The 22,050-nt window shown below is 44.1% G+C and carries 22 protein-coding genes; 11 read left to right on the forward strand and 11 right to left on the reverse strand.

Annotation, left to right across the window (positions count from 1 at the left end; translation table 11 throughout):
* Nucleotides 1-85 precede the first annotated feature (85 nt).
* The gene (locus V6668_RS29395; RefSeq protein ID WP_338707340.1) at nt 86-1,441 is read right to left on the reverse strand and encodes a sodium-dependent transporter; all 1,356 of its coding nucleotides are present in this window, start codon (nt 1,439-1,441) and stop codon (nt 86-88) included.
* Nucleotides 1,442-1,724: 283 nt separating this feature from the next.
* Nucleotides 1,725-2,201, reverse strand: coding sequence for a transcription elongation factor GreA (gene greA / locus V6668_RS29400; RefSeq protein ID WP_047840913.1), 477 nt, complete (start codon nt 2,199-2,201; stop codon nt 1,725-1,727).
* Nucleotides 2,202-2,491: 290 nt separating this feature from the next.
* On the opposite strand from greA, the gene V6668_RS29405 reads away from it, so the two are divergent.
* The 5 genes from V6668_RS29405 (at nt 2,492) to V6668_RS29425 (ending at nt 7,459) form a co-directional block, all read left to right on the forward strand.
* Nucleotides 2,492-3,364: an arylamine N-acetyltransferase family protein gene (locus V6668_RS29405; RefSeq protein ID WP_047840914.1), complete on the forward strand. Its 873-nt coding sequence runs from the start codon at nt 2,492-2,494 to the stop codon at nt 3,362-3,364.
* Nucleotides 3,365-3,525: 161 nt separating this feature from the next.
* Nucleotides 3,526-4,212, forward strand: coding sequence for a 4'-phosphopantetheinyl transferase family protein (locus V6668_RS29410; protein WP_338707341.1), 687 nt, complete (start codon nt 3,526-3,528; stop codon nt 4,210-4,212).
* A gap of 817 nt (nt 4,213-5,029) precedes the next feature.
* The gene (locus tag V6668_RS29415; RefSeq protein WP_051447258.1) at nt 5,030-5,617 is read left to right on the forward strand and encodes a matrixin family metalloprotease; all 588 of its coding nucleotides are present in this window, start codon (nt 5,030-5,032) and stop codon (nt 5,615-5,617) included.
* A gap of 53 nt (nt 5,618-5,670) precedes the next feature.
* A complete protein-coding gene (locus V6668_RS29420; protein WP_036612263.1) occupies nt 5,671-6,297 on the forward strand; it encodes a hypothetical protein in 627 nt (208 codons plus the stop codon).
* Nucleotides 6,298-6,553: 256 nt separating this feature from the next.
* On the forward strand, nt 6,554-7,459 hold the full coding sequence (locus tag V6668_RS29425; RefSeq protein WP_143781481.1) for a hypothetical protein: 906 nt from the start codon (nt 6,554-6,556) through the stop codon (nt 7,457-7,459).
* A 206-nt stretch (nt 7,460-7,665) separates the two neighbouring features.
* Here the strand turns inward: V6668_RS29425 and V6668_RS29430 are convergent, their stop codons facing one another.
* From V6668_RS29430 to V6668_RS29440, 3 genes are all read right to left on the reverse strand, one after another.
* Entirely contained in the window at nt 7,666-7,797 is a 132-nt protein-coding gene (locus V6668_RS29430; RefSeq protein ID WP_338707342.1) for a hypothetical protein, read from the reverse strand.
* Between the two features lie 143 nt (nt 7,798-7,940).
* Nucleotides 7,941-8,687, reverse strand: coding sequence for a Bax inhibitor-1/YccA family protein (locus tag V6668_RS29435; RefSeq protein WP_036612268.1), 747 nt, complete (start codon nt 8,685-8,687; stop codon nt 7,941-7,943).
* 208 nt (nt 8,688-8,895) lie between these two features.
* Complete coding sequence (locus tag V6668_RS29440) at nt 8,896-9,252, reverse strand: nucleotide excision repair endonuclease (RefSeq protein WP_036612270.1); 357 nt, start codon at nt 9,250-9,252, stop codon at nt 8,896-8,898.
* Nucleotides 9,253-9,925: 673 nt separating this feature from the next.
* Here V6668_RS29440 and V6668_RS29445 point away from each other — a divergent pair.
* Genes V6668_RS29445 through V6668_RS29455 form a run of 3 tightly spaced genes read left to right on the forward strand, consistent with a single transcriptional unit; the run spans nt 9,926 to nt 12,765 of the window.
* A complete protein-coding gene (locus V6668_RS29445; RefSeq protein WP_047840916.1) occupies nt 9,926-11,377 on the forward strand; it encodes a PLP-dependent aminotransferase family protein in 1,452 nt (483 codons plus the stop codon).
* Between the two features lie 12 nt (nt 11,378-11,389).
* On the forward strand, nt 11,390-12,310 hold the full coding sequence (locus V6668_RS29450; RefSeq protein ID WP_047840917.1) for a D-alanine--D-alanine ligase: 921 nt from the start codon (nt 11,390-11,392) through the stop codon (nt 12,308-12,310).
* Nucleotides 12,307-12,765: a GNAT family N-acetyltransferase gene (locus V6668_RS29455; protein ID WP_235193849.1), complete on the forward strand. Its 459-nt coding sequence runs from the start codon at nt 12,307-12,309 to the stop codon at nt 12,763-12,765. Before V6668_RS29450 ends, V6668_RS29455 begins: the two co-directional genes overlap by 4 nt.
* A gap of 227 nt (nt 12,766-12,992) precedes the next feature.
* Here V6668_RS29455 and V6668_RS29460 read toward each other — a convergent pair whose 3' ends face one another.
* From V6668_RS29460 to V6668_RS29475, 4 genes are all read right to left on the reverse strand, one after another.
* The gene (locus V6668_RS29460) at nt 12,993-14,456 is read right to left on the reverse strand and encodes a GNAT family N-acetyltransferase (RefSeq protein WP_053061388.1); all 1,464 of its coding nucleotides are present in this window, start codon (nt 14,454-14,456) and stop codon (nt 12,993-12,995) included.
* Between the two features lie 244 nt (nt 14,457-14,700).
* Nucleotides 14,701-16,209, reverse strand: a complete 1,509-nt coding sequence (locus V6668_RS29465; RefSeq protein ID WP_338707343.1) for a copper amine oxidase N-terminal domain-containing protein — start codon at nt 16,207-16,209, stop codon at nt 14,701-14,703.
* A 208-nt stretch (nt 16,210-16,417) separates the two neighbouring features.
* The gene (locus V6668_RS29470) at nt 16,418-16,546 is read right to left on the reverse strand and encodes a hypothetical protein (RefSeq protein WP_338707344.1); all 129 of its coding nucleotides are present in this window, start codon (nt 16,544-16,546) and stop codon (nt 16,418-16,420) included.
* A 98-nt stretch (nt 16,547-16,644) separates the two neighbouring features.
* Entirely contained in the window at nt 16,645-17,112 is a 468-nt protein-coding gene (locus tag V6668_RS29475) for a YfbM family protein (RefSeq protein ID WP_338707345.1), read from the reverse strand.
* A 96-nt stretch (nt 17,113-17,208) separates the two neighbouring features.
* Between V6668_RS29475 and V6668_RS29480 the strand changes: the two genes are divergently transcribed.
* Together V6668_RS29480 and V6668_RS29485 are read left to right on the forward strand one after the other, a co-directional pair.
* Nucleotides 17,209-17,673, forward strand: coding sequence for a DUF4385 domain-containing protein (locus tag V6668_RS29480; RefSeq protein ID WP_047840920.1), 465 nt, complete (start codon nt 17,209-17,211; stop codon nt 17,671-17,673).
* Between the two features lie 103 nt (nt 17,674-17,776).
* Nucleotides 17,777-19,084 (forward strand): VWA domain-containing protein, encoded by a 1,308-nt coding sequence (locus V6668_RS29485; RefSeq protein ID WP_338707346.1) that lies wholly within the window; start codon nt 17,777-17,779, stop codon nt 19,082-19,084.
* Between the two features lie 22 nt (nt 19,085-19,106).
* On the opposite strand, the gene V6668_RS29490 is transcribed toward V6668_RS29485, so the two are convergent.
* A complete protein-coding gene (locus tag V6668_RS29490; RefSeq protein ID WP_338707347.1) occupies nt 19,107-19,922 on the reverse strand; it encodes an SDR family oxidoreductase in 816 nt (271 codons plus the stop codon).
* A gap of 248 nt (nt 19,923-20,170) precedes the next feature.
* On the opposite strand from V6668_RS29490, the gene V6668_RS29495 reads away from it, so the two are divergent.
* The gene (locus V6668_RS29495; protein ID WP_315371551.1) at nt 20,171-20,830 is read left to right on the forward strand and encodes a TetR/AcrR family transcriptional regulator; all 660 of its coding nucleotides are present in this window, start codon (nt 20,171-20,173) and stop codon (nt 20,828-20,830) included.
* A 131-nt stretch (nt 20,831-20,961) separates the two neighbouring features.
* Here V6668_RS29495 and V6668_RS29500 read toward each other — a convergent pair whose 3' ends face one another.
* Nucleotides 20,962-22,023, reverse strand: a complete 1,062-nt coding sequence (locus V6668_RS29500; protein WP_338707348.1) for an LLM class flavin-dependent oxidoreductase — start codon at nt 22,021-22,023, stop codon at nt 20,962-20,964.
* Nucleotides 22,024-22,050: the final 27 nt, after the last annotated feature.

Below are 22,050 nucleotides of genomic sequence, written 5' to 3' on the forward strand. Positions count from 1 at the left end.
AAGGGCTTTTGCATTTCTTCCAAGAGGTTTTATCCATGGTAAATCTGCACAACAGACCATATTTCACCCTATCGGGCCTTCACCATTAGAAGTGAATGATACCGGATGTGTGCAGTAGAACCAGCAAAACCAGGATCGGAGCTACGTAACGCAACATGAACAGCCACACCCGGAACCATCCGGAACGCAGGCCGGAAGCTTCCGCAGCCGTTTTCCAGAAGTATCCGGCAAAAATCGTTACAAGCAGTCCACCTACAGGCAGCAGGATGTTGGATGCTACAAAGTCCATCCAGTCGAACACACTCTTCGATCCAATCGTCCATTCAGGCAGCAAGCCGAGCGACAATACCGAAGGAAGTCCCACGATGAAGACCGCTAGCGAAATAACCCATACCGCACGACTGCGGCTCCAGGACAAACGTTCCATGAAATATTTCACCGGAACTTCCAGCAAGGATACTGCTGACGTCAATGCCGCAATAGCCAGCAGGATGAAGAACAGTCCGCCAAACAAGAAGCCAAGTGGCATCGCCGAGAAGGCCGCCGGAAGTGCCACAAAGATCAGTGACGGTCCTTGGTCCGGTGCAATACCAAACGAGAATGTTGTTGGGAAGATGATCAGACCCGCAATGAATGCATAGATCAGGTCACCTGCACCAACGGCGACGGTTGCCGCACCGAGCGATTGATTTTTATCGACATACGAACCGTAGGTTACAAGAATACCCATCCCAAGTGACAGGGAGAAGAAGGCATGTCCAAGCGCCACCAGTGCAGATTCCGTTGTAAGCTGCGAGAAGTCCGGATTCAGGAAGAAGGAAACCCCAGCTCCTGCACCCGGCAATGTAACTGCACGAATCATCAGGATAATGAGCAGTACCAACATCGCTGGAATCAGAACTTTGTTGAATTTCTCGATTCCGTTGGATACCCCTTTGGCTACAATCCAGCCTGTAATTAGAACCGCGACCAGTTGCCATACAATCGGCATATAACCGCCTATGAAGGAATTGAATTGTCCCGCATAATCCGGATTGTTAAACAATGTTCCACTGAATGACGTAATTGCATATTGCAAGGTCCAGCCAGCAATAATGACATAAAAAGAAAGGATGATAAAAGGTGTCAGTACTTGCAGTAAACCGGCTGCGAGCCAACCTTTATGTCCACCGGCTTTGATAAAAGCAGTAGCTGCACTACCTCTGCCACTGCGACCAATCGCAAGTTCCGCCAGTAGCACCGGCAGACCAATCAGCAGCAAACAGACGATGAAGAGCAGGAAAAACGCAGCCCCTCCGTTCTCCCCCGTAATGTACGGGAATTTCCACATGTTGCCCAGACCAACCGAACTACCAATCGCTGCCAGGATAAATCCAGCTTGGGAGAAACGTTCTCCTTTGCCAGCATTGTCTTGATCTAGATTAGGCTTACTAAAATTCATCGTATCTACTCCATCACTTTAAAGTTTTCCCGTAATTATATACTACTCACCTTGTCAGGTCATTCGAAATTCGAAATTTGTCGAAATGTTATTTTTTTACATATAAACCACACGGAAATCTTCATCTCATAAGTTCCTTAAACACAGTATGTGATAAAGTCCGTTAGTCCAACCGTATGAAATTTCAACAGATCCGTATTCCCAACCGTTCAAAGCCCAATAGAATCAAAAAGAGGTGTCCCCTCAGCCATTTGGATGACTGCGGAGCACCTCTCTTTTTGAATTACACTTTAATTTGAAGTAACTCGTACTTGATAACGCCCATCGGAGCATTGACATGAATGACGCTGCCCACTTCTTTGCCCATTATCTCTTTGCCCAGCGGGCTCTCGTACGAAATTTTATTATTCGCAACATCGGCCTCGGCAGGGCCAACCACTTTATATTCAATCTTCTCGGCGAACTCAATGTCATTAAGCAACACCGTCGATCCAATGCTCACTTTGTTGGAGTCTATATTGTCTGAAGAAATGACTCTTGCTTTTGTCAGCATCTTCTCCAAGATCAAAATTCGGGTCTCCATAAAGGCCTGATCATCTTTGGCTGAATGATACTCACTATTTTCCTTCAGGTCACCGTAACTGATCGCGAGTTTCAGACGAGCTGCCAATTCCTTACGCTTCACCGTCTTCAAATCCTTCAGTTCGTCCTCCAGCTTTTCCAAGCCTTCCTGTGTCAAAATCACTTCATCATTAGCCATTTTTCCATCTCCTAATCCTGCTATCTATCTATATTCTAACCTATATCCACTCCAAAGGGTTAGCATACCCCGGAAAAAGAAATAGCTCATCCATATATTGTATTCCAATGAAATCAGAACCATGTCCATCTCTTGAGATGAATTTCAAGGCTTTGTTCAATAATTGTACCGTTACAATCTGCACAACTGATGATGTTGTTTTCATCCGTTCACTTTTACAATGAACTCAGGGCAGCAGAAGTTTATAAAAATTTGGGCTGCAGCCCACTATATGACGTGAGGTGATCTGAATGACTGAACTATTGAATACAGCTGAAATACAGGCCTATCTGAAATGGATCGGCATAGATGATATAAAGGAACCTACACTGGAATTCTTATTTGAACTCCAGCGAGCACATGTACAATATTTATCTTGGCAAACGGTCGATATTTTTGCAGGTCGTCCTGCGGAAATCAGTCTTCAAGATTCAATTCAGCTTATATTACAGGGACGTAGCGGCTACTGCTTTCATCTAAATGGTGCATTTAGTGTTCTTCTCCGCTCGCTGGGTTATACGGTTGATTGGCATCGCGGGGGAGTACAGCCTCATGGGGAACAACCCCGTGTGAACTCATTCCATCTCGGTCTATCTGTGCTTCTGCCAGATGCTGACCCGACAGTTGAACGCTGGATTGTAGATGTAGGTCTCGGCGGAATGCCCTTTGAACCTCTGCCACTTCGTTATGGAACCTATGGTTCAGCTCCGTTCACGTACCAATTGATGCCATCATCTGTTGTGGCTGGGGGATGGCGGCTTGAGTACGAGCCGAATGGGCCAAGTGAAGGTGTGGACTATGCTCCTGAAGCAATTACCAGCCTGGAAGAGTTCATTCCCAAACATGAATTCTACAGTCGGGCAGTCGAATCACCTTGGCATAACGTATTTTTGCTTCGTCAGCGGGATGAGAATCGCAGTCATGAACTACGTGGATGTATGCTCCGAACACATGATACCGAAGGAATCCAGAAAACGGAGATCCGGAATTATACCGAGTGGCGTGACGTATTAACTGAAATATTTCATGAACCCTTGGTGAATTACAGCGAACTGGAATGCCAAGACATGTGGGATGGAATACAGGCTGCGCATACAGAATGGAAACGAGTACAGGAAGCATGAAGAGGAAGATGCAGAACCTGAGGCCTTAACATGAAAAACGAGACAACCGGCTTGCTTGTTAGGGGCATCCGTATAGTGATGATTTGGGAGGAAGAGTTGAGGGGTACGTTCCATATAAAGGAAAGTTACTGATCCACGCCGAATACGTATTCAGGTGATTAATGATGATAACTATTCGTGTACTCCAAGTTCCAGAAGTATTGCCCGAGGCGAACTGGAACCAATTGCTGTCGCAAGTTTCTGCGGAGCGACGTGCTCAAGCTTCGCGTTTTGTGCATCAGGCTGACGCGTATCGTTCCGTGCTGGGAGAGATATTGACCCGTGTGACTTTGAGCAAGTTAACTGGACTGAGACCTGCTGAGCTTTCTTTTACCCGTAATTCCTACGGCAAACCTTCACTCAGTCACCATTCGGATGTACAATTCAACGTCTCCCATTCTGGTGATTGGATTGCTCTGATCTCCGGCAGTACAGATGAACTGGGCGTGGATGTAGAAAAAATAGCTCCAATTGACATGCAGATTGCAGAGCGTTTCTTCTCTCCTAAGGAGAGCCAGTTCTTGGCCGCCGAGCCTGACGATCGGCGGCTGGAGACCTTCTACCGTCTATGGACGCTGAAGGAAAGTTATATCAAGGCAGTCGGTATGGGGTTGTCCATACCACTGGACTCCTTCGCCCTAATTCGTAATGTGGACGGAGACTGGCACTCGCCAGAAGCGACTTCTTATCAATTCCTAAGTCTACGGCTTGATCACGGACATATGTTGGCAGCTTGTTCCGCAGGAGAAGATTTGCCTGCTCAGCCGGATTTCATCACAACTGAAGAAATGTATCAAGTTTTATTATGAAGGCAGGGTATAAACCAATGTTATTAATTTAAGCTCAAAGATAAGACCAGGATAAAAAAATTGAAGTATAACGGCATGGGAAAAACCCTGTGCCGTTTGTTTTTTTTGTGCAGGCAAGAAAAAAGTAAAGAGCAAACCAAGCGAAAAAAAATGCTAAAAAATGTTCTTATGAAAAAATTATGCTGTTATTTAGACGAACATACCAAATCTTGAAGTTGACTTGGTGAGAATAGTAAAAACCATCTCCTTTTACATTACCTTAGGACGTTTATTCGTATATTCACACCGAAACTGCGCCTGTGTTTCAATTTCTATCAATTTAATTTGAAAGATATCTTAGATTTCGCTCTACTAATCAACTTAACGATATAAGCTAAAATATTAATTCACTGGTTATTTTTTAGACTTAATTTATAACTTATTAAAATTAATAAATAAAAGAGTATTGATATTCATTGGTTAAATATGTATTATAAAGAATATAAAATCAAAATATATATTTTTATAACTTAAATGGGATATATTAATTTATTGTAATCAAAATATGTTATCTCAAGTATCCGAATTTTTAAAGAAATAGTCAGGGTATGTTATTAAAAATATAATTAGAATTTTTGATTTAATCTTTTTGAAAGGGGATTTTGATATGTAACATTAGGCTCTCTTTTTTTAATATAGATATGAGTGGTTTATATTTTCAATTCGTGCCTGCCAAATAATTCTCTTAACAAAGAAATAAAGATACTCATTATCTTTTGAAGACATGAGCAATTAGGGATTTTTTTGAATTATAGAATATACTGAGAGGAAGAAAATTATGAAAAGAAAAAAAATTGCTGTTGCCCTTACTGTTTTAAGTTCAGTAGTATTGTTTTCAAGTTTTGTATCGGCGGATGTTTTCTCAAAAAAAAGGCTTGAGGGCAAGTACTCGGCCTGGTATGACTCTTCCGTAAGTTCATACGGTTATACGGGCTCTGTTGATGCAGGTAGACAAAGCTGGAACGGGATATCCTCAAAGGTTAATATAGGTAAAACTACTGTTAAAACCGGGAATAGCACGGATGAAGTTTATGTTGGAACTACTACAGACGCTGAGACTCTGGGTCAAGCAATGCCATATATGATATCTTGGCCTGCTAATATTATTGCACCACCTGACCTATTTAACTGGGATTACTCTGTAATATCGCTTTATCATAACACTATATCTGCCGGCAAAATGAATACTAGTGACCTTCGTAAGTCAATTGTATCGCACGAATTCGGACACGCACTTGGCTTGGCCCATACAACAGGTAGCAATGCCTCTAAATCAATAATGAAACCAAAGTCTAATTCTCAAGAGACTATTTTTGGACCACAAACGTATGATAAAGCTGAATTAAAGAGTAAATGGGGAAATTAAATCAGTATTACCTTTATTTTAATAATCATCTAATTTAATTGGAGGTTTTGAGAATGTTGATAAATCATAAGAAAAAGTGGATTACAGGCTTTGCTATAGTCCTTGGACTTTTTGCTGCTTATTACTTTTTCATATTTAACAGCTATAAAAGTGGAATAGTGGATGTAGATTCAACCTACATATCATATGATAACGCAGATAGTTTGGTCAGTTCAGCAGAACTGGTTGTCATCGCGAGTCCTGTTGCAGATTTTGATGATCGTGAACATGATGTTACTACTTATTTAACCGGAGCAGTTCAAGATTTTTCTACTAAAACAGAGCTGAGAGTGGAGAATATTCTAAAGGGGGACTGGAACGAAGAGTTTTTAACAGTTATTGAACCCGTCTCTTATGTCCAAAGTTTGGATGGCAAACAAAAAATCACACGTGATGGCTACGTTGAAATGCAGAAAGGGCACACTTACATTATTGCGTTAAAGAAAAACACTTTTGGAGATTATAGTATTATTAATAGGGAAAATGGAGTGTTTGATTTAAATGATAAGATTTCAACACCAAATTCATTCTCCGCTGAACAGAATAATACATCTGATATAATTTCAGTTGAAGGAGAGAACGAAGAACTTTTTGAACATGAACGAATTAAGAATGAGATTTTAGACATGTTTAATATGTAAGAAATCTGATACAGATATAAATGAGGTTAATATTTTTTAATTTACTTTACTTAAATAGTTTTATGTTTTCGGTGAATTCAAAAAATATAAAAAATCTAACAACCAGCCCACTTTAATGATATGGAGGCAGGTTGTTAGATTTTATTTTAGAAATATTATCCATAATGATCAAAATCAATCTCCAAATTGCAAAAAGAATCATTGTATTATATCGCTTTTCACAAAGTTCAGTAAACAGTTAATAAACATATTGGAGATGACAAAACTGATTATGAATAAAGATGTTGCAATAATTCAAGAGTTCTTTAATAAGATTAATCAATTCGAACTTCCATCAACTTGGGACTCACATCGAAATGAGTTAAAAAAGATTATTGGCATTTCCGAGTTTTTTGGTGAAAACTTTGATAACAGCGTAATAATTGGTGCAGGAAATTTATACGATCTTCCATTCAATGAAATCGTTGAAAACTATGAACAAACTGATTTACTAGATGTAGATTCTGCAACCTTAATTAAGGCTAAGGATAGAGTAGATACGGAGTTGCAAAGTAAAGTTAATTTAATTACTAGGGATATAGTAGGTTATCCTGAGCAAATTTCCATTTTAGATCTTCAGGACTTAGACAAAAATTCTGTTGCAGTTAAGGAATTGTTACAACAACTTTTTAGTGCTGAATTATGTCCAATCAAAATATTTCAAACTCAATATTCGTTAGCTATTTCTTCGACTGTTTCTAGTCAGTTAATCCTTCCTATATCTAAGATAACTGATCATTCTTCAAACGACGAAGTGATAGTTATGACAAAAGAATTAGGAGATATAATCGCTGACAGACATGTAAAGCAAGTTTGGGATTTACTTAAACGAGGTGGTATAGGAATAATATCTTCAGAACAATATGCGTGGGGTTCTATAGATAACTCCCCTCTACCTCTTACCAAAGTTATAAACGATCCAGCTTTAATGATGGATGAAAACATTCAAAGTCAAATTGAATTAATAAAAGGGGGATTGGTCATTAATGGACGAGTAACATCTGAGTCTATTTTACATCATATACCTCAAAGCAATATTCTGAAGGAATCTGAATGGATTTGGCAGTTTGATAATGAACTATTTTATTTGGTTAAGTGCTGGGTAATTATTAAAGATAGATAATAAATTTGAAAATAAACTACACCTTATGTAAAGGACATTTCTTACAAAATATCTATACGGCTTCTAGAAGATGATCTCCGTATTTAACAAAGATCATTCATTTTTAAGTTCCACCGGTGTCTGTAGTTGTTCTAAGTCATGTATACTTTGACTTAGTCCAGCATGCTGCAGATTACATCCTTAAAATGACCAAAGAACGACTCTTGTTAAGCGTTATCCCCGCCAAATTCCTCTTCTAAACATAGTTTGCCAACCCCATACGTTTCACTCTCTTCTAAAATCGAGATGAGTGTGGTGGATGCCTCGATCGGAATGAAGGCATTTTCTGTGCACTTCATTTTCCAGTAACATGAGGCTACTCCTTTCGATCTGGTATTAGACTCATTCATAGACAACAACAAAAAGCCAACGGCGTATTTCTACACCCATCAACTTTTTGGGGAATGCGATTCTGAGTCAGAGGAAGAAGGATTTTATGAAACTAGTCCCGGCTACGCAATTTGCCCAGCAGACGGATGATCTCAATGTACAACCATACCAGCGTCACCATCAATCCAAATGCACCGTACCACTCCATGTACTTGGGCGCACCACGTTCAGCACCACCCTCGATGAAGTCGAAATCAAGGACCAGATTGAGGGCAGCCACAATGACGATAACGACCGAAATACCAATGCCGATCAAGCTGTTATCATGCAGATAAGGAATCGAAATGCCGAAGAAACCCAGTACAAAGCTCAACAGATACATGATCATGATACCGCCAGTTGCAGCAACAACGCCCAACTTGAAGTTCTCCGTAGCTTTGATCAATCTGGTTTTGTATGCCACCAGCAGAGCGATGAATACAGCCATGGTCAACAGAGCCGCCTGCAAGGTAATTCCGTTATACAGTGACTCATAGGTTGCGGAGAGTGCTCCCAGGAACAGGCCTTCTGCCACGGCATAGACCGGTACGAGATAAGGTGCCGCTACTGGTTTGAACGAAATCACAAGTGCCAGAATGAAACCAACAATTAATCCACCATAAGCGAGCGGCATCACTTGTTGTCCGTTAAAGAACATCATCCATGTTGCAAACGCACTGCCCAGCAGAATCACAAGCGTAATAAACGCTTTGTTCACCGTGCCGTTGATTGTCATGTAATTCTGATACCGATCTTCTCCATATCCTCTGTTTTCAAACGTGCTGTCTTTAAGTGTAGGGTTTCCGCTACGACCGATCAACACAATCACCTCTTCATATGTATTTGATATATCTGTGATACTAAGTTTGGGCGTACTACGTTTCAAAATCTACAAGCTACTCCCTCAAAAAGATCGGGATGGCACCAGAAGGAATCGGATGCAATCCTTCGATTACATCCTTACCCACTGGCGCACCACTTAGGACATATGTCCCAGACATTGCATGTTCATGTGCTTTTTAAGCGTCTTATTTGTACAAGACTTTATCTACATTGTATTTCGCACGCATCGTGTTGATGATATACGTCTCGTAAATTTCACGATCTACCGGATCTTCAACCAGGCATACTTCAATCTTCGTTACTTCTTCGCGGTGATTCTTAATTGGTGATACTGTATCTTCAAAATGCTTTTTGATACGTGGTCTTAATTTTCGTGCTTTCCCGACAAATAACAATTCTCCAGCGGCATTGTAAAACATGAAAATCCCGCCTAGTTCCCGGGTAATCAGGTGAAAATCAGTAAATCCATAAATGTGGCTAAGCTGTGGATCAGCCTGCTTTGTGATGGTTACATCCGGTGTTGGCACGGTAATATTAATCAATAGGCTCACTTCCTCATTATCTATAGGTTTACATCCTATCACATATTATAAAGGGACACCATTTCAATCTATATGAAGTACAATTCACGCAATTTTCGCTATTACGACAAATATTTCAAAAAAAAGGTTAACTTCCCTGATTCAAAGTGGTACTATAGGGGTATGAGGAAGAAATTGGGCACTGAGACATACGTCTTTATATCTACCTCCGTCTATTGTACCCTATGATTGAATATCTTTTTCATGCTGAATTCTGTTACGTGATCACGACAAGAGTACAGTTAGCAAGAACCCTAGCTTATAGATTGTGGATTCATCATCTAATCGACCCTTGCAGCAAGCAAACCTAGAAAGACCTAGATTCATGATTCACTGTAGATTTTAAGTATCACCTAGAAAGCCTGCAATTATAGTCGTACTGAAGTTAATAGACACACGTAGAAGGTCAGATAGCTATCGATCCTAGAGAGACTAGTCATGCAATACAACTGTAGAAATTATAGCAGCAGTACTATAGAAAATGGATCAAGTTTCACCACCAGGCCCCGGCATACTGCCAGGGCTTTTTTGCGTTTGTGCGAACAACCAACCACACGCTCAGGGAAACAGAGGTATCGTGGTTCTTTCTGCGGGGTTTATAATATGGCAAGATACCAGTAGAGGGAGTGATGGGATGTATTCCGATCTGCAACTGACGGAGGACCGCCCTGTATATATACAAGTCAAAGATTATATGAAGCGATTGATGCTCAAAGGCGGCCTGCAAGCCAAACAAAAGCTGCCCTCCACCCGTGAACTCAGTACACTCATGAAGGTCAGTCGCAGTACGGTCCTGCTCGCTTATGCCGAGCTTGAAGATGAAGGTCTGATCTATGCAGTCAAAGGCAAGGGCAATTACGTCAGTGCCTCCATCGAGACACCTGAGGCAGCAGCGAACTGGGAACTGGACTGGACGACAGAGGTAAGCGAGTATGCAATTCAGGCAGAGCAGTACGATCTGATGAAGCATGGCTCCGGAGCAGAGCGCGGTGAGATATCGTTTACCAGCATAGCGCCGGATGAAAGGCTGTTTGATCTGCACAACGTAAAGCGGGCTTTTCTGGATCGCATGTCACTTGAAGGCGAAGTACTGCTGAATTACGGATATGCGCAAGGATACAGACCGCTGATGAATTATTTACTACGTTATATGGAGAACAAAGGTGTCGACCTCCGTGGCAAGGACATCCTGATCACCAACGGATTCACGGAAGGTTTCGATCTGGTGCTTGGAGCGTTGCGCAAAAAAAGCGGAAAAGCGCTCTGCGAGAATCCAACGCACCACACGGCGATCAAAAATCTAAAGTTGCACCAGTTCCACCTGACCGGTGTGAACATGGAGCCGGATGGCTTGGACTTGAAGCAACTGGAACATGAACTTGAGGCAAGTCCATATGATCTGGCGTATCTCGTGCCATCCTATCACAATCCAACCGGGATTGTGACGTCCCCTGCGAAACGGGTAGAGATCATCCGGTTGATGAACAAGTATCAGGTACCGATTATTGAAGACGGTTTTAACGAAGAATTGCGATATTCCGGTTCGCATGTCTCTCCCCTGATCGCCAGCATGGGCAAAGGCAATGGACTGGTGTATCTGGGCAGCTTCTCCAAAGTCCTGTTCCCAGGTCTGCGGGTGGGTTGGATTATTGCGGATGCGGCGCTGATTGATTATCTGGAGAGTATGAAACGGGCACGCAGCATCCATACCTCCACGCTGGACCAATCGTTATTGTATCAATATCTGAGCAACGGTAATTTCGAGAAATATTTGAAGCGAGCTCGCACCGAATATAAGCGAAAATATGAATTGGTTGTGCGCTGCCTGAAGCAGCATCTGCCAATGTGCCGGATTTCCGGTGCGGGTGGTCTGCATCTGTTCGTACAGTTCCCGTCTGAATACAGAACGCGTGAACTGCTGGCGGCCTGTAAAGTGAAAGGTGTGACGTTCACACCAGGGGATACTTTTTATCTGGAACCCGGTCAAGGTGTAAACACGATGCGTCTGGGTTTCTCCAGAGTCAGCGATGAGAATATACGTAAAGGCATTCGCATCATTGGCGAGACAGCAGCTCAAATGAGATAAGGAGGATTTCACATGAAAGTTGGCGTGATTATGGGCGGTACATCTTCAGAGCGGGATATTTCCCTGCTCACCGGACAGGAGATGATTGCAAACCTGAATAAAGACAAATACGAGGTTGTACCCATTGAGCTGAATACCAAGCGCGATCTAATCGACAAGTCAGCGGGGATCGATGTGGCACTGCTTGCCCTGCATGGCAAATACGGCGAAGACGGTACGGTCCAAGGCACATTGGAATCTCTGGGTATTCCCTACACAGGCTGTGGTGTGCTGGCAAGTAGTGTATGTATGGATAAAGACATGTCCAAACAACTCATGCAGCATGCAGGTGTACTTACTGGAGAATGGCTGCGAGTGAGCCATATGGAGGAACTGTCCTCTATTGCTGTTCAACAATTAACGTACCCCGTGGTGGTCAAACCCAATTCAGGCGGTTCCAGCATCGGTACCCAAGTGGTGAAGGAAGCTTCCGCCCTGCCAACTGCTGTAGAGGCTGCCCTCGCCTGGGATGATACGGTCATGATTGAACAGTATATCGAAGGTGAAGAAATTACCTGTGCCATTCTGGATGGTAAGATGCTGCCGGTGATCTCCATTCGTTCGAACGCGGAGTTTTTCGATTATTCTTCCAAATATGATGACCACGGGGCCGATGAGCAGGTTGTGCAATTGCCTTTGGACCTTCACAATCGCGTCGAAGCCGCGGCCTTGGCCTGTTATCAGGTGCTCAAATGCAGCGTCTACGCTCGCGTGGATATGATGATTCGGGAGGGCATGCCGTATGTGCTTGAAGTGAACACGCTGCCGGGTCTTACCCGTAACAGTCTGCTGCCCAAAAGTGCAGCTGCTGCAGGCATTTCTTTTGCAGAGCTGCTGGATACCATTATTGAACTTTCGTTGAAGGAAAGACCCAAGGAGGATACAACATTATGAGCCTGGATGTGACGATTAGACATAGCTCCACTACCGATCTGCAAGATATGGTCATTCTGATGGACCAACTTGGTTATCCCACCACGTACGCCGAGATGGAAGAGCGCTATACCCATATCTCTGCGGACGCAAACTTTACTACACTCGTTGCTGAAGCACGAGGCCGCGTAGTTGGACTGATCGGATTACAGACTTCTTATATGTATGAAAAAAACGGAAGACACTGCCGCATCTTGGCATTGGTTGTACACGACCAGTTCAGGGGCTCAGGCATCGGCCGTCAGCTCATTCTTGAAGCTGAGCAATGGGCAGCCACGCATAACGTGGATTCCTTGTCTCTGAACAGTGGCAATCGCCCAGAGCGTGAAGCTGCACATGAATTCTATCGTCAGATGGGCTTTACAGCCGGGAGTACCGGGTTTAGCAAAAAGCCGCAGATTCTACAGCACACTTAACCTGCGGGATACGGGATACGCCCCCCTGAATATCAAACCAAAAAAAGAACGCCCCAATCTGCACATTGGCGAAAAAGGGCGTTCTTCAGTATATATCTATGCCGTATTGATATGCTTTTTGATGATTATGGGATCAATATTTGGCTGACTGTGCACCATCGATTGGAATAATAGCTCCATTGATAAATGGTGCTTCGCCGGACAGCAGGAAGGCAACGAGACGCCTTTCAGGACTTCATAGCCTCATAGGCTGCAAGTAATTCCCTTACTTCTACTCCGTTGATCTTCATCCCGTTCACTTGACACTGTTCCAACTGTACTCCAGATAGATCGCAATCGATAAAACGACTTCCCCCAAGATCACAATGCGCCCACTGCATGGGTACACGGTCAGATCCAAGGTGTGTATCTTGGAATTGAACGCCATCCAAAGCACAAAATTCAATCTTGCTATCAGTTAGGCGTAAATCAGCTAGCAATATATTGGTCATATTTAAATTGGTAAATTTGCTTCCACTCAGGTTGCAGTCGGTAATCCGACTATTGGTCAGATTACTGGTGCTGTAACGGACTGAGTCCAGATTAGCTTGAACATATTCAACCACCGACTCACCCGAGTCCTTGGCTAATGTCTCATCACATATTGGATTAAAAGAATCAACGGACATGTTCTTCTCATATACAAACTCATCCTCAGATGCATAGATACAAACATATCCCATTTTTTCATAAAAATGATGATTATCCAGTTGCCGACCTGAGGTCTCCAGCTTCCAGGTTTCAATCTGCGGAAATTCAGCCTCAATAAGCCTCATAACTTGAGTTCCAACGCCACGGCCCTGGCATACCGGGTCAATATAGATCTTATCGATCCTGGCATGTTTTCGTCCAAGCACGTTAACACTCACTCCGCCAATAGCGCATCCATCTGATTCTACAACATAATAATCCCATTCACGGATCACGTAACGATGCATGCGAACTGACGAATAATCAGGCGGGCATAGATTGTTATCGATATCCTTCTCATTATCCGCCCAGACTTTTATGACATGATCAAAAGCACAAGTGCAAATCTCTGTAAGTACAACAGCATCTTCCTGCTGTGCTCGTCGTAAGCGAATTTCAGAATTTATCTGCTTCGGTTGCACTGGTTCGGTCTTTACTTTGAGCAGTTCAAAATAATCGTAGCACTCCTTGTCCATAAGCATTCTGCGAGAGATATAACGAAAACCCGCATGCTCCAGAACTTTGCGTGACGGCTGATTGAAGGGCTTCACAATGCCCACAATTCGATCCAGCAAGGTATGCTCAAATAAATATGCTGTTAGGGCATGCACCGCCTCTGAGATATATCCTTTATTCCGGTAATCCCGGGAGATGGCGTAGGCCACTTCACGGTCATCACGATCCAGCAGTTCATTTGGAAATACGCCACACCAACCAATGATACGCTGATCTTTATTGTGTACAACAGCAAGCAGGATGCGCACATCTTCCGGGTTGAACTGTTCGTAACTGCCAACGACAAATTGTAAGAATTCGCGCAACTGCTCCTCGGTCATCTTCCAATCTGGCAGGACATCTGTGATTTCAGGTTGTTGGGTTAATGCATACACGGCAGCCTGATCTTCAAGCGTAAATGGACGCAACGTAACGGAGTTTGAATGGATGAATAATTGACTTTTCATATACAACACCTCTGGGGATTTATTTAGGATGAAACGACAAAGAGGAGCACCTCCAATAGAGGCACTCCCCGATCCGTTTCATCATTTCAGAAACGCCGAAGCTCCTCGTAATGGGTCAAAAGGACACACGTATCCCGTTCATGGTCTAACGGAATTTTTACGGTGTTCTTTTCACGATCATTACGAGAAATCTGGCATACTCTGAAATCCCCTCTCATACTAAGGATTACTTATAACGTCTCCCTTAAGGACGGTCAATGTAAATCCAGCCTGTTTCTTGTTCCTTATCTACAGTAGCTCCAAGGGATTCAGCCATAAAGCGCAGCGGCACATACGTTTTGCCGTCCTTGCCTACATAGGCAGATTCCACCATAGTCACTTCTTTACCAGCAACGGTTGCCTTCTTGGAACCTACGGTCAGGACAATCTCATCACCAGTGATGTCGTCAATGACAACGATTTGATTCGAGCCTTTGGTCCATTTCACTTCAGCATCCAATTCTTCAGACACGTAGCGAAGTGGAACAAATGTTGTATTCTTAACAGTGATCGCCCCAGCGTATTCATCATCCGGGAAGAGCACTACACTTTTACTCGTGATCCCAGCTTCATCTTTCAACAATTGGTATGCGAGTGAATTGGAATCAAAATTGCGCAGCATCTGTCCAGGCGTAATATCATCCTTCATCAGATCCATAACGCCACCCGATACATCCACTTCATCAACTGCAACTGTGCCACCGATATTCCACTGTTCACTGTCTCCACTTACGGTTACAGAGTTCACCGGCAGATCCTCAGAAGCAGGCAGCGCTACTTTCAGTTCAAAGTTTTGCTTGCGAATATCCAGCTTGCTGTCGAGATAAAAGTCCAATTTCAGTTTGGTTTCTGTGCCAAAGACCGTTTTGAATTCAGGGGTCTCATTCAACAGGTTGTTCAGCTCCTGATCATAATTGACCAGCATACTGTCCAGTCCTACTTTGATGATGGCATACAGAGACGCAACGGCTTCATCTTTCGATTCAGGAACGATCGAATTCAGCGTTTCATCTCCCCCGCCTTCAACCTCATTCACAGCTTCAAGTACAGGGTAGAACACATCATACAGATCGCCAATCAGGTCTTTCAGTCCTTGCTCATCTTTCGAAATACTCGTCAGGAACGGTTTAACCATAGCAAGCATCTCTTCACCACTAACTTCCAGATGCAGCTTGGAAAGGCTAAGTGCTTCGCCATTCACGGATTCCTGTACTGGTGTTACGGAGATGTTCTTCGGATTGGACAGATGTTTCAGGACAAAAGAGAACAGTTTCGGGGAAATTTCCTCGAGTTGTTTCTCCAGAGCCTTCGTATCTACCATCGGAAGCGCCTGTGCATCCTGGAACGTATCCAGAGACATGTACAGCGGTTTCTGGGCTCCGTCCAGATCAATGACCAATTGGGACTCATTCATGGACAGGTGGAAAGGTAACTTCGTTCCCTCCATGCTCAGTGTACCTTTGATCGATGCTGTCTTCGCATCTTTCATTTTGGCTTGATCAATATCCAGGGATATGGAGTTAATAAGTTCGATCATTTCAAGGTCTTTATCTGTAGCAAATTCCTTAGCCGGTTCTATGTTTATTTTCATGGATTGTCTGGATTCACCGGACTTGATACTCGCGCCATTGGCCATTGCTTTGCCAACGTCTACTCCACCCACAGCCTGACATCCTGTAAGAACAACCATTAAAAGTACTAGTGGCACTGCCATCCATTGGACTAACTTCCGATTCGTAATATGAACTCCTCCTTAGAAAAATATGGTTCATTTCCATTATGAAGGTATAGGTAATTCTTGTAAACGGATACGCAAAAAAATAAACCAAAAGGCCGGAGCATGTCCGACCTCTGGTCTATCTATATTTCAGCATATCGTATGTTTCGATAAAACATCCTGCTTCATTGTGCAATGCTGGGAGTTATTCTTGCTCCTGATCTTCTGCGAGTTTCTCATCCGTTTCTTCATCTTCCGCAGTTGCGGGAGTCTCGAATTGATCCGGCTCGTCCTCTTGAATCGCTTTGTTCTCTTCGTTCTGACCCTGTGTCATATCGCATTCCCTCTCTTCTACCGGATTGTCATGTATCAAGGCCTGAGCCTTGTGTCTATCAATAACCTCAATAGGCGTAGTTCAAACCTAGTGCTCATTTAGAAAACATAAAAGATGATCCCGTTCCCACTTGCAGCCGTGGCCTGAAACAAGGCCTGGACATCATCCACAGTCTGAACGATCTCCTGAAATGTCTCTTCCGCGTCCCAATCTTCCATGACAGGATAGACGCCCTCAGCGATCATCTGGTCCAGACTATACCGCTCCTTTAATTCTTCCGGTGTGAGCTGCTCCAATGCCATGTAGGCTTCCAGCACCTGCTCGTTACTAAGCAAAAACAGATCCATATCCGAATAGTTTCCCAAGTACTGCTCACCTGCGAGAGGTACCACAAAACCGAGAGGTGGTTCCCCCTTTACCAGGTTACCGTTCAGCGTGAACTGCAGCATCTGCCATGTTTTATCGATATCCATATCCACTGCACAATCATGCACACTGACCTCACCTGACTTGATGGATTCAACTAGCTCCTTTGTTACCACAAGATATCTGCCGGACATTCCCATACCGTTATCCCTCCTGTGTAATTCGTTCTGTTGTTCCCCATTAACCGTGCTTGTTGGTTCAGAATCGGGGTAATTCCTATCAAGGAGGGTGTATACATGAAAAAATTTGATTACAGTCTCAATTATGATGAGTTGGATCTGCGCAAACATCCTGAGCTGTACACCGTAGGCCGGGGTGAGCAGGGTGTGCTGATGGTAGAGCCGTACAAAGGCGAGATTCTGCCACACTGGCGATTCAAAACACCCGAGATTGCGACGGAGTCATCGGAGAAGATCTATGAGCTATTTTTGGAGTATAAGAAAAAGGGAGATTTCGTGGGTATGGATATGGCTCGCAAATTTCTCCAGATGGGTTATACACGGGCCAGACGGTATACAAATCACAAAGGAGGACGCAAATACTCGAAGGAGGATGGTTCAATCTTGCCCTATCAGAATGATAAGGTGAAGGCAGAAGCCGCGGCTATATTCAAAGCACAATGGGAGATTGCGAAGACGGATCCAGACTATGTAAAGATGAAGAAGGAGCATCGGGAAAAGTACGAGTCTGATGAGGCGTAGGAAAACGGTGAAAAGATTGACTTATGGAAACATTTGTCTCAGAATCGATCTTGTTACTGTACATTTTCAACCATTATATTGGAGAAGAGAGGCGCATCCGATTATGACAGATTCGTTCATCCACTTAAACACAGGCCAGAATATCAGTATCAACGAATCCACCCAACTTCAGGTAACCATTCAATGTACATCATCTCCTTCTCCCTTGGATGTTAGCTGCTTTATGGTGAACGAAGAGGGAATGGTCCCATCTGACGACTATTTTGTATTTTATAATCAGAAGGCCGATCCCCATCAAAGTGTGCTTTTGCAACAGGCAGAGGAACTGAAATCCTCTTTTGTACTGGATACCAATCAATTACGGCAGGCCCCTGTGGAAAAATGTGTGTTTACGGCTACTCTGGATGCGGGAGGGACTTTCGCCGATGTTCAGGCATGTCAGGCGATTGTACAAGCTGGTTCCCAGCAGATCACCTATGAGATCAAGCAGGTCACTGCGGAAACAGCACTTATTCTCATTGAAATCTATAAGTATCGTGACGGGTTCAAAGTTCGTGCGATTGGACGAGGTTTCTTTGGTGGATTGCAGCCGCTGGCAGAGTCATTCGGTGTTGAGATTGAGAGTAACGACACCTCGGAAGCCGAACAAGTTCTTCTCACGGCACAAGCTGAAGTAGCAGCGGCCTCTCCAGAAGTCTTGGCACCTGTTGCTGTACCAAACACGGTTCATCCGCCGCTTAACCTGACTAAGATCGATCTCCTCAAGCGTAAAGTAACCCTCTCTCTGCAAAAGAAAAAGATCGAACCTATACAGGCACGTGTTGCCGTCGTATTTGATGCGTCAGGCTCCATGTACCATCTGTATCGCAAAGGCATCGTGCAAGAAGCCTTCGAGCGTATCCTGGCAATTGCATCAGCGTTTGATGATAACGGTGAGTTGGACGTCTGGTTCTTCGCCAAAGACTTCTTGCGTGCACCTAGCGTCACCGCCAGGGATTTCGAGAATTATATTGAACGCACATATACGCTGGGAAGCAAAGGCGGTACCAATAACGAACCTCCTGTGATGCAGGATGTCATTCGCAAATATACGATCGAGGAACCCGATGTGAAAATTCCAACGTATATTATCTTTTTTAGCGATGGTGGAGTCAGTCAAAAAGGGAAAATCATGCGGCTTATTACCGAAAGTTCAACCAAAAACCTGTTCTGGCAATTTGTTGGCCTAGGCCAAGCCAATTACGGTATTCTCGAGAAACTTGATGACATGACTGGACGTTTCATCGATAATGCTGATTTTTTTGCTCTCGACGACATCTCCAAGATCAGCGATGAAGAATTGTACGATCGTCTCCTTACTGAATTTCCAGGTTGGATAAAGGAGGCTCGGGCCAAAGGCATTTTGGCCTAAAGCTTTTACCCTATACCCCTAATCAGGCTTGTACTTTTTCTGGTTTAACACCCTCGGAACGAGGACGGAGCATACTTCCTACGATTCGCAACATGGACTTGCGTGGTATGAGGCGGGTGAACTGTGCTGTCCAATAATTCCTGGCCCCCGGCACAGCATAAGGTTTGCCTGACTCGAGTGCACTCATGGCCACCGCCACAACATGCTCAGGGGTATCACGTTTACCCACCGAGGCTTCATCAGCACCCACTACATCAAAGAACGAAGTCTCGGTTGAACCTGGGCATAGTGCCAAAAACTGAACGCCACGCTTCCTGTTTTCTTCGTATAATGCCTCTGTAAAAGAAAGTACAAATGCCTTCGTTGCTCCATACACAGCCATATACGGATCAGGTTGAAAGGCAGCCGTCGAAGAGACATTAATGACAGCACCATTTTTCTTCTGTAACATGCCTGGCAAGAAAAGATGCGTCATGTTTGTCAAGGCGAGCACGTTCAACATAATTTCCTCCTGCTGCCGGGAACCATCCACCTGTTCAAATAATCCATGGGTAGCAAATCCCGCATTGTTAATCAGCATATCGATTTGTATTCCCCGATTCTGACATTCCTCATATACGTTCTGAGGTGCCTCTACTTCGGAAAGATCCGATACGATTACCTCAGCCCTTACTTGATATGTACGTTCTATACGTTCTGCCAATTGATTCAGTTTGGATTCTGTTCTGGCCACCAGCACAATATTTTTACCCTTGGAAGCCATTTCGAGGGCAAAAATTTCCCCAATACCTGAAGAAGCACCTGTAATAAGTACCCATTGATGCTGTTCCTTTATCATCTCTCATCCATCCTCTGTGCATAATTTAAACAGTGTTTTCTTTAGGAAACACTGTTTCTGTATAGAATCATCGTAACCAAAACCCATGACACTGTCAAATGCATTTGTTAAATTTGAATCTAGAACGGGGTGCTTACTTACTAAACTCGGATTAAATTGACGTTATCTGGCGTAAAACAGTAGAATGACCTTAAGAAAAGGAAACCTAGTTTCTGTTCAACAACAATACGGTTACGAGGATGAAATCAATGAAGGATCTTAATTCGGGTTCCACGGAATCTGCACATACGGTAACAACCTTTCAGGAAGCCAGACTGCAGCACTCGGATAATCTGCGGCAAAATATTGTGCATGCTGCTGCTGCTTTACTGCAAGAGCATGGACCAGAAGCCGTCACAGTACGCCGTGTAGCTGAACGCATGGAGTGCTCCACCAAAATCATATATAATCTCTTCGGCAAAAAAGAAGGGTTAGCCAAACATCTGTATTTAGAGGGATGCTCCCTCATGGCCCAGCGTTTTGAAGTTCTGCCCCGGCAGGCATCGTTCGAACAATATTTCCGTGATCTGGCCCACGTCTATTGGGACTTCGGCATTTCTCAATCCAGCTTCTATCAGCTGATGTTTGGAGGATCTTTTTCCGAATTCAAACCAGATGGAGAGACCTTACAGGGAACAGCAACTGCACTGAAACAAGTGTCTGCCTTGGTTGAGGTAGCGATTGAACAGGGAATGCTTCAGGTGCAAGATCCCCTGCTTGCGGTTCGGATGATCTGGGCTCCCTTACACGGTGTTATTCATCTGTATTTGGGAGGCCATATTGAGAGCGAAGAAGCTGCCAAAACCCTCTATGATCATACGTTGTCCATGGTTATACACTCCCTTGTGAGTACATCTGCGAATGGGTAAGCATTAAACCTGTGCTGTTTTAGATACTTTCAAAAGATAATCGAAAAAGGAGCATGCCCTAGGCGTAATACGCCTAGGGCATGCTCCTTTATTTGGTTGACTCTATCTAGTTCCGTAACGGTTTCAGTCGATTAACGTGCCTCTTCGTTCTCAGCTTCCCAACGTGCAATTTCTTTACGCACGATTGGAGCGACTTCTTTACCAAGCAGTTCGATCGCTCTCATGACCTCGTTGTGCGGCATTGTGCCGAGTGGGGTGTGCAACATGAAGCGTGTAATCCCGACTTCTTTGCGCAGGTAAATAATTTTCTGAGCTACGGTATCCACATCACCTACATACAATGCACCTTCCAGGCTGCGCGCCGCATCAAATGTCGCATGGCTGTAGTGTCCCCAGCCACGTTCACGGCCCAGTATGTTCATGACCGCTTGCGCTGGCGGGAAGAATTTCTCCACGGCTTCGTCTGTTGTATCGGCAATGAAGCCGTGAGAGTGAGAAGCAACGGTCAGCTTGGAAGCATCATGTCCTGCATGTGCAGCTGCTTTCTTGTACAGTTCCACCAGCGGTGCGAATTGCACCGGACGGCCACCGATAATGGCAAGCACCAGTGGCAAACCGAGCAATCCTGCACGAACCACGGATTCCTGATTACCACCACTGCCAATCCATACCGGAAGCTTTTCCTGTACCGGGCGCGGGTAAATGCCCAGATTGTTAAAGGAAGGGCGGTGTTTGCCTTCCCAGGTTACTTTTTCAGAATCACGCAGCTTGAGCAGCAAATCCAGTTTCTCGTCGAATAACTCATCGTAGTCGTTCAGATCATAGCCGAACAGTGGGAACGATTCGATAAATGATCCCCGCCCTGCCATAATCTCTGCACGCCCGTTCGAAATGCCGTCCAGTGTCGCAAAATCCTGATAGACCCGTACCGGATCATGCGATGACAGCACGGTTACCGCACTCGTCAAGCGAATATTCTTGGTCTGTGAAGCTGCAGCCGCCAGAATGACAGCTGGTGATGAAGCGGCGTAGTCGGCACGATGATGTTCTCCCACGCCATATACATCCAGACCCACCTGATCTGCCAAAACAATCTCTTCAACAACATCCCGAATACGCTGCGCATGACTGATAAGTTCTCCTGTTTTTACATCCGGATTCGTCTCCACAAATGTACTAATTCCGATTTCCATTGTCTGTTCCTCCCTGGTATGAAGCGA

Source organism: Paenibacillus amylolyticus (genome assembly GCF_036894225.1).
GTDB classification, from domain to species: domain Bacteria; phylum Bacillota; class Bacilli; order Paenibacillales; family Paenibacillaceae; genus Paenibacillus; species Paenibacillus amylolyticus.